An 11,405-nucleotide genomic window follows, 5' to 3' on the forward strand; every position below is an offset into this window, starting at 1 on the left:
AAACCGCAACATCCTGCCAGTGGCTGTAGCAAAGTATAGCACATAAGGCAAAGCATTTCAAGACACTGAGCTAATCCTCTGCGGGACAATGATTTAATGCAGCTGTTTACGGTCAGGTTCGGCGGGGTCAACCTCTGCCTCTACATCAATTACCCCTTTTGAACGGGGATGGCCAGACGAAAAGGGACTATTAGAGAATATCTTTCTGGTAAATATTTTCGTAACCAAAACGAATATTAAGACTAGAAATAACTCTATCTGTATCCATAACAAAGGGTTAAAGAAGAAAAGCCCAAAAAAAAGATTGAAGAAAATTAAAAATGGCAGCAGGCAACCGGCGTGGCTGAAGACAACAATAGATTTAAGTTGATTCATAGAGGCTTAGAAATGCTCCCAACGTAATAGATCCGATACCGGGAGTTTATCTTTTAAGACAAAACTATCCTTTTGGGCAGGATACCCTAAAGAAACTAAACTGACCAATTTAAACTCCACAGGAGCTTTAAGAAGAGAACAGACTTGCGGACAATAATCTTTTTTATCTCCGGCAACCCAGCAAGAGCCTATACCTAAAGAAGCTGCCGCAAGCATTATATTCACCGTGGCAGAACAACCATCTTCAAGATAATACTTGGTATCCGCGCAAAATACCGCGATGCATAAAGCAGCGCCTTTAATAAACTCGCCGTTCTGGGAAAAACTTGCGATCTTTCTTAAGGTTTCCTTATTAAACACCGCCACAAACTTCCAAGGCTGGACGTTTCTTGCGGTAGCGGCAAAACGCGCGGCATCAATAATCTTCTCTATGTCGCCTTTAGGAATAGGCCGGTCTTGATATTCCCGGATACTGCGGCGGGTTTTAATTTTTTCAAGCATATCCATCGCTAACCCCCAAGCTTGCTCTTAATATCTTCTGGTATGGCTTTGGGCTTTATGCTGCTGTCCACGCAGACCAAGACTGCCTTGCCCTTACAAACAAGCTGGCCATTTTGGTTATTAACTTCATGCTCATATTCCAATTTCACTGTTGATATTTTAATAAGCCTTGATGAAATCTCCAGAATATCCCCATAGCGCGCAGGCAGTTTATAGTCTATTTCCTGATGCGCCACCACAAAATATGTGCCCTGCTCTACCAAGGCCTTCATATTTATCTGGCGGCTCTCTAAGAATTCAGTACGCGCCTGCTCCATATATTTTAGGTAATTGGCGTAATAGACCACGCCCCCGCAATCCGTATCGTGATAGTAAACGCGCACCTTCATCTATTCTCCTATGATTTTGACTAAAACCCTCTTTTTGCGCTGCCCGTCAAACTCGCCGTAGAAAATCTGTTCCCATGGCCCGAAATCCAGCTTGCCGCAGCTTATTGCCACAACCACCTCGCGGCCCATAATAGTTCTTTTAAGATGCGCGTCGGCGTTATCTTCGCCGGTTAAGTTATGTTGATATTTATCTTTGCCAAAGGGGGCTAATTTCTCAAGCCAAACAGAAAAATCTTTATGCAGGCCGGATTCATCATCGTTTATAAAGACGCTTGATGTAATATGCATGGCATTGACCAAACACAAGCCCTCTTTTATTTTGCTTTTATCGATAGCTGCCTGGACAGAAGAAGTTATATTAATGAAATCTTGGCGGGCTTGGGTTTCAAACCAAAGGTATTCTTTATAGTGCTTCATTTAATTAAAGTTTTTCTGCGCCAGATTCGGCTTTAATAACGCCGGTTTTACAGGAGATGTTTTTTGGGATTTAATAGCGGCTTTATTCTTCTGCCCAAATGCAGGCCTGTGCAGAGAGAAATCCTTAAAAGCGTCAAAGGCATCACTAAAATCATAGACATCCTTAAAATCATCCAGAGAATCTTCGGAAGTCTTATTTAAAAGCCCCTGCTCGATCATATTAAAAACGATGTTTCCGAAATCCGCTGTTTCGGTAACGCCCCAATGCGCAAAAACAGTCCTGGCCATGGGGCCGTATATATCCAAAGCGTATATTCTAATTCCGCCAAGAAGTTCTCTTCCGGACACGTGCCCCTTTTTCTTGAATTTGCGCTGGGTAAACCATAATGCCTGCATCATAAATTCATAGGCATCTGATTTGTACCGGCTGTCTTTCTTGATAATCTCTTGAATTTTTCCGTAGAAAATATTGCGCATACACTCCTCTGTTTAAAATATAGGTATTATTATATAAATTATTACATATATTGCAAGAGTTTTAAGAAATCTATCATATCGCCGCGGTATTGCAAACTTCCTTAAAGGCACAAACCACTTGCGGGTCAAATTGCCTGCGGGCGTTATGCTCTATTTCCGCCAAGGCTTGCGCGCGGCTTAAAGGCTTGCGGTATGATGAAACAGAGGTAATAACATCAAAGGCGTCTGCCACGGAAATAATCCGCGCCTGGATAAGTATCTTTTCCTTCTTTAAGCAATCCGGATACCCCATACCGTCAAAATGCTCATGATGTTGGCGCACAATCCCTGATATATCTTCTAAAGCCTTTATTTTCTTGATCATCTCTGCGCCCAATAAAGCGTGTTTCTTTACTTCTTCGTATTCTTCAAGTTCAAGCGAAGTTGCCTTATTTAATATCGTGTCCCTGACCGCAATTTTGCCGACATCATGCAAGAGAGCGGACAACTGAAGCTTGCGAAGTTTTTCTTTGCCAAGCTTCATATGATTTCCAATAAGCATGCTGATATTGCAAACGGAAACCGCGTGGCCATGGCAAAATTTTATCCTCTGCTCACATAAAAAAGCTAACTGCCGCGCGAACTCAAGCAAGAATTTGTTTTTATCAAATTTCATAATTCACACACCGCTTTTTTAAGCTGGGTAAAAGATTTAAAAACCATATCCGCGCCTTTCAAATAATAACGCGGAAGCGAAGTCTCTAACGCAATACAGCGCAACCCTGCTTTCTTCGCCGCCTCAATGCCAAAGGGCGCGTTTTCAATTACTACCACATCTTTCTTGGCTAAAACCAATTTGCCAAACGCTTTTAAGAAAGGCTCCGGGTTGGGTTTGCTTTTCTTAACTTCATCGCCAGTAACCGTAACACAAAACAAATCCCGCAAATCCCGCGGAAGTATTCTTTCCATCTCATGGCGCGAGGTTCCGGTAACCAAGCCCAGAAGAAACCCGTGCTTGTGCAGATTGCGCACAAAACTACGGCTTCCCGGGACAAATTTTATGCGCACAATACGCTTAAAAAGCTCTTCTTTGCGCCTTAAAATATCTTGCGCCTGGCGCAAGTCAAACTTAAGGCCTTTTTCTTGGAACAAAGTCCTTAAGGTGCTTAAACCATCCTGTCCTTCCCGCTTATAGACATCGAAACAAGACGCCTTGATCCCGATATTTAAAAGAACTTCTTTCCAGGCCTTAAAATGATAGGGCATGGTGTTGGTGATAACCCCATCCATATCAAATAAAACCGCTTTAAATTTACACTTTAATTTTCTATACATGAGTTCGTATTATAACATAAAGCCCTTGCAAAAGCCACCCTCTTATGCTAAATTAAAACACCTATGAAGAACAATTTGTGGCAATTTAACGAAAATAACTGCGGCTTTTCTTCATTTGGGGCAGAAGGCATAAAACAGCTCTATTTCCCGCTTTGCAACAAGCTTGCCTTCGCCTCCAGCATCACCCCGGATCTTCACGGTGACGCTAAAATAAGAAATAACTGCTTTTTGCTTGAGCCGGTGTCGCGGATCAACTTAACTTCTTCGCGCGCAAGCCGTAATTTCTGGGCGTATATCCGTCCAGATAAAATCTGGTCAGCTACAGGAGTTTCCAAAGATTTAGCAACCACCAAAAAAGATAAATTAAAAATAGAGGCGGGACTTCTCTGGCACAAAGCCTCAAGAGAGAATCCCGCTATTGGCTTAAAAGCAGCTATAACCTCTTTTGTCCCGATTGACCAACAAGTTGAAATAATGCTTGTTGAAATAACCAATATCTCCCGAAAGAATATTGCCTTTACCCCCACCGCGGCAATACCGCTTTATGGCAGAAGCGCAGACAACCTGCGCGACCACCGTCATGTAACTTCACTCTTAAACAGAATAGAGGTAAATAAATACGGGGTGATACTTAAGCCTACGCTGGCCTTTGATGAATCAGGGCATAAATCAAACACGCTTTCTTATTTTGTGCTTGGCACAGACGCTTCGGGTAAACCGGCCCGGCATATTTACCCCTCAGAGGAAGAATTCTGCGGCGATGCTTCAGATTTAGAAGCGCCTATGGCGGTCGTAAAGGACCTGCCCAGCCGCAAAGATTTTCCCTCGCAAGGAAAAGAGGCCATGGGGGCGCTTAAATTCTCCCGCTGCAGCTTAAAACCCAAAAAATCATTTTCTTATATTATAGTTTTTGGCATAGCTAAAAGAAATAAAGACATCTCTTCTATCTTCAAGAAATTCAATTCCCTTAACAAGGTAGCTTTTGCCCTCAAGCAAAATTGCGCCTTCTGGCAGAAAGAAAGCGCAAAAATAAAAATCCAGACTGCCAACGCAGATTTTGATAAATGGTTTTCCTGGGTAACTATCCAGCCAACCTTGCGCAAGATTTACGGATGCTCTTTCCTGCCGGATTTTGATTACGGCAAAGGCGGAAGAGGATGGCGCGATTTATGGCAGGATTGCCTGTCATTGTCCCTAACAGGAGGACACGCTACGCGGGGGATGCTTATTAATAACTTTAAGGGCGTGCGCGTTGACGGGTCTAATGCCACTATCATCGGGCAGAAAGAAGCAGAATTCATCTGCGACCGCAATAATATAAGCCGCACCTGGATGGACCACGGGGCATGGCCGCTTCTGACGACGCATTTTTATATCCACCAAACCCAAGATATAAAAATTCTTTTTCAGAAAATACCTTATTGGCGCGACCGCCAGCTTTGCCGCGGGAAACAAATAGACCTATCATGGAATAACAAGGAAACAAACACATTAAAAACCAAAAAACACAAAACCTACTACGGGACCATCTTAGAGCATATCTTAGTGCAAAACCTAACCCAGTTCTTTAATACCGGCATTCATAACCATATACGTTTGGAAAACGCCGACTGGAACGACGGCCTTGATATGGCCTCTGCTAAAGGCGAAAGCGTGTGTTTTACGAGCATGTACGCGGCCAATTTAAAAAGTATCGTTAATATGCTTGAAGAAAACAAAATAAAAGAAATCGTTATATTCAAAGAGTTAAAGGTGCTTCTTGATTGCCTATCTGGAAGATCGGTTGATTACGGCGATTCGAAGAAGAAAAACCTGCTTCTCAAAGAATACCTTGATAAAACACAAAGACATTTAAGCGGAGAAACTATTGCTATCAGGACAGAAGACCTGATCCGCGATCTAAATAAAAAGGCAGATTTTATTTTCCAGAATATAAGAAATAACGAGTGGCTCAAAGACGGATTCTTTAACGGATATTACGACAATAATTCCCGGCGCTGCGAGGGAAAGGTTAATAACGTATTACGGATGAGCCTGACAGCCCAAGTATTCCCGGTATTAAGCGGGCTTGCCACAAAAGAGCAGATCAAGACCCTCTTTAATAATTCTATAAAATATTTACGGGATAAGAAGCTTAAAGGCTGGCATCTTAATACGGATTTCAAACGCCAGATGCCGGAATTAGGCAGGGCATTTTCTTTTATTTACGGAGAAAAGGAAAATGGCGCATTCTTTAACCATATGACGGTAATGTTCAGTTACGCATTATACAAAGAGGGTTTTGATAGAGAAGCTTTTGAAGTGCTCTACTGCATTTACCAGATGGCGCTTAATACAGAAAAAAGCAAGATCTATCCCTGCCTGCCGGAATATTTTAACGCCCAAGGCAGGGGAATGTACAGTTATCTGACCGGCTCGGCAAGCTGGTTTGTCTTTACTCTTGTAACCCAGAATTTCGGAGTCCGCGGTGAATATGGAGACCTGCTGATTGCCCCAAAATTGGCCCTGGCACAATTTAATAAGGATAAAAAGGCTTCCATAGAAATCACTTTTGCGGATAAAAGGATCAGGGTTGTTTTTGTTAATACTGAAGATAGAGATTCTAAAGATTACAAAATAGATTCCGTGAAAATAAACGGCGCGCTCATTAATGCCCAGGGCGGTTATCCTAAAGTAAGAATTCCACGCCGGGAATTCCTCAAGGCCTGCAATAAAACAATAAATACCATTGAAGTAACACTTCGGTAACTTTTATCTTTCTACGAATTTTATCCTGATTCTAATCCTAACCCCATACCCACTATGCTCATACTCAATTCTCATTCTTATCAACTGCCTGTTAGTAAGCATTAATGACTATGCTAATATTCTATTATTTCTACAACTTTAGTTTTAGAGGTACGCCCCTTAAGAATATTGATGCGGGATTTTGGCAGGCCGTAGTAAGAACTTAAAAGCTCTACCAGGCCGGAATTGGCAAGGCCATCATGCGCGCGCTGGTTTACCCAAACGCGCAATTCTGTGTCTTTGATCTTTTCTATTTTTTCTTTTCTGGAATTGGGCTTAACGCGGATCAAAAGCTTCACTTAGTAACTTGCCCTGAGAAACGTTCCGATAGGCGCACAATACTTGAGATATGCTCTAATTGCTGGTCTATTTCGTTTACTTTAACAATAAAGCCCGAAGCTTTCAGGTTATTAGCGCTTCTGAAGTTTTCATCATTAGTAAGGCCGGTAAGCATGAAAACCGGCAGATTCTGGTCGCCCTGGCGGATACGCCTTAAAGTTTCTATACCGTCCATCTGCGGCATCATAATATCCAAAAGCACCAGATCCGGCTTCTCCTGCTCGATCTTATCTAACGCTTCCTGACCGCTGTTTGCGATAACAACCTGAAAATCGCGCTCCTTAAGCTTAGGCTCAAGCATGCGAATAAAAAGCTTCTCGTCATCAACCAACAAAACTTTCTTGGGCATAAATTTATTTCTGCTCAGGCACAGGCACCTTGGGCGCTTGCGGAACCTGCTGCTGCATAGGCGCGGGCCTTCTTTGCATTGTCTTATCCTGCTGATAAGAAGCTCGCGGCGCGAACGCCTGAATAATACTTGCCGCAAAAAGGACAACTGACATACCGATAAAAACAACAGACACAATGCCTAAAACTTTTAACCTTTTATCTTCGGTCTTGCTTAAAGCAACTAACACCAGAAATAAAACAGATAAAATTATTGTTGTAGGCAGCATCAAAGACATTATTATCCCCAGTATAGCCATTTGTTTCTCCTTTCGTTCTTAGTATTATAGCAAAAAAAACGGATTCCACAATAATTATTGTAAAAACTAAGATTGTTTCTTCTTCTCTCTATCCTCTATTAATTTGGCGGCGATTTCCTGCGGGGCCTGCATATAACATTTAAATTCCATAGAGCTGTTGGCCCTGCCGCTTGATAAAGAACGAAAGGCTGTGGCATAACCAAACATTTCCCCTAATGGGACATCCGCGGAAATCAACTTTTGTTTACCCTTGGCATCCATATTCAGGATCTTGCCTCTTCTGGAGCAGATATAGCCGATAACACTATTAGTGTACTCATCAGGAGTAGAGACTTGAAGCGACATATAAGGCTCCAATAACACCGGCTTTGAGTGCATCACCGCGTCTTTGAAAGCCATGCTGGCGGCAATCTTAAAAGCAAGCTCCGAAGAATCTACCTCATGGAAAGAACCGTCCACTAAGGTAATTTTGATATCAACAACCGGATACCCCACATAAACGCCCTTGAGCATTGCCTCTTTCACGCCCTTCTCTACCGACGGAATAAAAGATCTTGGGATCGCCCCGCCTTTTATGGCGTCCACAAATTCAAAACCTCCTGCCGGACCCAAGGGAGCTATTTCAATAACTACATGCCCATACTGGCCGCGGCCTCCGGTTTGACGGATGTATTTGCCTTCGGCCTTAAAGGTTTCAGTAACAGTCTCCCGATAAGCAACCTTCGGCTGGCCCACAATAGCGTCCACGCCAAATTCTACTTTAAGCCGGTCCACAATAATCTCAAGGTGCAATTCCCCCATGCCGGTAAGAAGCGTCTCTTGAGTTTCTTCATCGCTGGATACGATAAAAGTTGGGTCTTCATCGGACAAACGAGCCAAAGCCCTGCCAAGCTTATCCTGGTCTGCCCGGGTTTTGGGAGAAATACTCAAAGAAACAACTGGGATAGGAAATTGTATCGCCTCCAGAAGCACGGGATTCTTAGGGGCACAAAGAGTGTCTCCGGTTGTGGCATCTGATAAACCGATCAAGGCCACTATCTCGCCGGCGTAGGCATAATCAATATTTTCGCGCTGATTAGCGTGCATGCGCACAATTCTTCCCACGCGCTCTTTTTTATCTTTGCGCACGTTTAATATATAAGTGCCGGTTCGCAAGACCCCTGAATACACGCGCACATAAACTAATTTTCCCATGTGCGGATCAGACTGGATCTTAAATGCCAAGCCTGTAAACGGCTCTTCAAAATCCGGATGGCGCTCTATAAGAGTTTCCGGGTTAGAAACATCATGCGCTTTAACCGCAGGCAGATCTAAAGGGGAAGGTAAAAACATCCCCACAGAATCAAGCAGTTTCTGTATCCCCTTATTCTTAAAAGCTGCTCCGCACAAGACTGGAATTAGTTTATTGGCAATGGTGGCCTTACGAATAACTTTGATCAGCTCGTCATTAGTAATGCTTTCTGCATTCTCCAGATATTTTTTGGTCAATTCTTCGTCACAGGTAGAAACTTTTTCCAACAAAATATGGCGGTATTCTTTGGCCTTTTCTTTATATTCCTCGGGGATTTCTTCAATATTGAAATTCTTACCCTGCGCGTCTTGCTCTTTATAAACATAGGCCTTCATCTCTATCAAATCAATAATGCCTTTAAAATTATCTTCCGCTCCCACAGGCAAAACAATCGCCACCGCATTTGCTTCCAAATCTTCTTCTATTGCCTTTAACACCGCGTAGAAATCAGCGCCTGTCCTGTCCATCTTATTTACAAAAGCTAACTTCGGAACATTATATTTATTAGACTGCCTCCAGACGGTTTCTGACTGAGGCTCTACCCCTCCTACGGCGCAGAAAACCGCAACCGCCCCGTCTAATACGCGCAGTGACCGCTCCACCTCTACTGTAAAATCCACATGGCCGGGAGTATCAATAATGTTAATCCGGTTTTTATTCCAGTAACAAGTAGTCGCCGCTGCGGTAATGGTAATGCCTCTTTCCTGCTCCTGCTTCATCCAATCCATCTGGGCCTTACCATCATGCACTTCTCCGAGCTTATGAGATCTGCCGGTATAAAAAAGAATGCGCTCCGTAAGGGTAGTCTTGCCAGCGTCAATATGCGCCATGATCCCAATATTTCTTAGATCTTCTAATTTAAAATTTGGTTCCGGAATTAAAACATCTTCTTCAGAAACAGCTTCTTGCGGCTTTACAGGGGAATCTTCTTGCGTTTCCTCTGGCCGCACAACCGGCTCTTGCGGCTTGGCAGGTTCAACATCAACTTGCCTGATATTCTCTTGGCCGGCCGGGCTTTCTTCTTTAGCTGCTTGCTCGCAAGAGATCTCTTGTTTTAGGGGCTCTTCCTGCGGCGCTTCAAACTGGGCGCGGCTATTCAATTGATTTTTAAGCGCCATTATTTCGTCAACCAGTTTCTTGATCTTTTCTTCTTTAGCATCAAGCTCTTTCTCAAGGCCGGTATATTCCTCATTAAGATTATTAAAATCCTGCTTGGGCACCCATTCGCTTAACTTTTCCCTCTCCCGAAGCTGCGAAATTAATATATCTTTTTCCTTGATCGTCTTGGCATGCCGCTCTATCTGATGTTTCATAGATTCAATCTGGTCGGATTTATTCTTATTATCTTTAACAAGCGAGTTCATATCCAAACTCATATCATTCATCTGGCGGCTTAACTCTACATTGCGGGTAAAATTATCCTGAAGCTCTTTTTCTCTATCGGTAAACTTTTTCTTTACCGACTGATTTTCTTCCTGAAGGCGTGTTATCTCTTCCCCTTCTTTCTTGATCCACTCTTCCCTGCGTTTAATCTCTATATTCATCTGGGATTCAACCGTCTGAAGGCGATCAAGATTAGCCTGCATAGAAAGAAAATTAGTATTAGATTTATCAAGCTCTGAGCGGGTTTTATCCAATTCCTCCTGAAGGCGCAATATTTTCTGCTCTTTAGCGATAATGCCGTCTTCAACGCTTTTTTCGCGCCGCGCCTTTTTTACAGATGCTTTGCCGGCAGGCATCATTAACCCGTAGATTGCCAAGCCTACGCCGAAAACAAAAATTGAAATCAAGAAAATTAACATCTATTTAATCTCCGCTAATTCATAATCAAGGCTGCCAAGCCCGAGCTTTTGGGCATATTCCAATTGCCGCAAGGCGTCTCTCTCGGGATGGGCCTTTTTAAAAACATCTTCTCCGGATTTCTTCAAAACTGAATCAAAACAGGCCTTATCTATTGCTACCGGATCACTTGAAGCAAATATCCCTACGTCCGGACAGATGCTGGGGTCATCCTTGGCCAGGCAATCACATTCCTTGGTGATCTTTAAAGCAAAATTAATAAAACACGCCGGTTTAGACATTCCCTTAAGCAACGCGAAGGCATATTCTACCATCTTTTCCTGGATTGTGGAACTGCCAGATTCCCATTTCACATCAATGGCTTTTTTAGGGCAAACCGCGATACAACTGGCGCAGCCAATGCAAAGCTTCTGATCTATAACAGCCGAATCTTTATTTAAGCTTATTGCCTTGACAGGGCAGACATCTACACAATGTCCACAAACAATACAAGAATCTTTATGCACCACAGGGCACAAATCTGAATGCTGCGCTAATTTCCCCTCTCGAGAAGCGCAGCCCATGCCGATATTTTTCAAGGCCCCGCCAAAACCAGTCATAATATGCCCCTTAAAATGCGCGATATCCACTAAGGCATCCACATCATTAAAAAATGAGGAAATTTTTGCCTCTTTGACATATTTTTTGTTAATAACAACCTCTGTGCTTTTATCGCAGCCTATTTCAACAGGGGCATGGATATTTTCCAGAAAGAAGCCGTGTTCTCTGGCCAGCAACAGATGCTCTTCGGATTTCACTCTTCTTCCGCAATAAAGGGTATTGGTATCAACCGCCACCGGCAGGGCTTTCTTTTCTTTGATCATATCAGAAACCGCGCGCACATATTCCGGCTTAACAAAACCAGTATTGCCTTCTTCGCCAAAATGCAGTTTTAACGCTACTTTCGCGCCTGAACGGATAAAATCCAAAACCGCGCTGGCTTTAAGCAAACGGTTAAATTTGGCCAGAATATCCCGCTTTTCCTGTTTATCTAACACTGAAACAAAATATACTTTGCTTTTTTCCATG

13 protein-coding genes are annotated in these 11,405 nt (G+C 43.1%); 1 reads left to right on the forward strand and 12 read right to left on the reverse strand.

Going from position 1 to position 11,405, the window contains the following annotated elements:
• Window positions 1-93 precede the first annotated feature (93 nt).
• From MUF05_06210 to MUF05_06240, 7 genes are all read right to left on the reverse strand, one after another.
• Window positions 94-375 carry a hypothetical protein gene (locus MUF05_06210; GenBank protein MCU0666667.1) on the reverse strand — a complete coding sequence of 94 codons (282 nt, stop codon included), beginning with the start codon at window positions 373-375 and terminating at the stop codon, window positions 94-96.
• Window positions 376-381: 6 nt separating this feature from the next.
• Window positions 382-882 (reverse strand): nitroreductase family protein, encoded by a 501-nt coding sequence (locus MUF05_06215; GenBank protein ID MCU0666668.1) that lies wholly within the window; start codon window positions 880-882, stop codon window positions 382-384.
• Between the two features lie 2 nt (window positions 883-884).
• Window positions 885-1,265: a YbgC/FadM family acyl-CoA thioesterase gene (locus tag MUF05_06220; GenBank protein ID MCU0666669.1), complete on the reverse strand. Its 381-nt coding sequence runs from the start codon at window positions 1,263-1,265 to the stop codon at window positions 885-887.
• Window positions 1,266-1,682, reverse strand: a complete 417-nt coding sequence (locus tag MUF05_06225; protein ID MCU0666670.1) for a secondary thiamine-phosphate synthase enzyme YjbQ — start codon at window positions 1,680-1,682, stop codon at window positions 1,266-1,268.
• Window positions 1,683-2,159 (reverse strand): hypothetical protein, encoded by a 477-nt coding sequence (locus MUF05_06230; GenBank protein ID MCU0666671.1) that lies wholly within the window; start codon window positions 2,157-2,159, stop codon window positions 1,683-1,685. It lies immediately after the preceding gene.
• 73 nt (window positions 2,160-2,232) lie between these two features.
• Window positions 2,233-2,814 (reverse strand): HD domain-containing protein, encoded by a 582-nt coding sequence (locus MUF05_06235; GenBank protein ID MCU0666672.1) that lies wholly within the window; start codon window positions 2,812-2,814, stop codon window positions 2,233-2,235.
• Window positions 2,811-3,473, reverse strand: a complete 663-nt coding sequence (locus MUF05_06240) for an HAD family phosphatase (protein MCU0666673.1) — start codon at window positions 3,471-3,473, stop codon at window positions 2,811-2,813. Before MUF05_06240 ends, MUF05_06235 begins: the two co-directional genes overlap by 4 nt.
• Before the next feature lie 63 nt (window positions 3,474-3,536).
• On the opposite strand from MUF05_06240, the gene MUF05_06245 reads away from it, so the two are divergent.
• Complete coding sequence (locus MUF05_06245; GenBank protein MCU0666674.1) at window positions 3,537-6,221, forward strand: cellobiose phosphorylase; 2,685 nt, start codon at window positions 3,537-3,539, stop codon at window positions 6,219-6,221.
• A gap of 113 nt (window positions 6,222-6,334) precedes the next feature.
• Here MUF05_06245 and MUF05_06250 read toward each other — a convergent pair whose 3' ends face one another.
• The 5 genes from MUF05_06250 to MUF05_06270 all read right to left on the reverse strand — a co-directional run bounded on the left by MUF05_06250 (window position 6,335) and on the right by MUF05_06270 (window position 11,404).
• Window positions 6,335-6,559: a DUF167 domain-containing protein gene (locus tag MUF05_06250; protein ID MCU0666675.1), complete on the reverse strand. Its 225-nt coding sequence runs from the start codon at window positions 6,557-6,559 to the stop codon at window positions 6,335-6,337.
• The gene (locus MUF05_06255; protein ID MCU0666676.1) at window positions 6,556-6,948 is read right to left on the reverse strand and encodes a response regulator; all 393 of its coding nucleotides are present in this window, start codon (window positions 6,946-6,948) and stop codon (window positions 6,556-6,558) included. The genes MUF05_06250 and MUF05_06255 overlap by 4 nt, the downstream gene beginning before the upstream one ends.
• 4 nt (window positions 6,949-6,952) lie before the next feature.
• Entirely contained in the window at window positions 6,953-7,246 is a 294-nt protein-coding gene (locus tag MUF05_06260) for a hypothetical protein (protein MCU0666677.1), read from the reverse strand.
• Between the two features lie 66 nt (window positions 7,247-7,312).
• Window positions 7,313-9,367, reverse strand: a complete 2,055-nt coding sequence (gene fusA / locus MUF05_06265) for an elongation factor G (protein MCU0666678.1) — start codon at window positions 9,365-9,367, stop codon at window positions 7,313-7,315.
• Window positions 9,368-10,339: 972 nt separating this feature from the next.
• Window positions 10,340-11,404 carry a DUF362 domain-containing protein gene (locus MUF05_06270; protein ID MCU0666679.1) on the reverse strand — a complete coding sequence of 355 codons (1,065 nt, stop codon included), beginning with the start codon at window positions 11,402-11,404 and terminating at the stop codon, window positions 10,340-10,342.
• Window position 11,405 lies beyond the last annotated feature (1 nt).

Source organism: Candidatus Omnitrophota bacterium, from assembly GCA_025453395.1.
GTDB lineage: Bacteria > Omnitrophota > Gorgyraeia > Gygaellales > Profunditerraquicolaceae > JAlOQK01.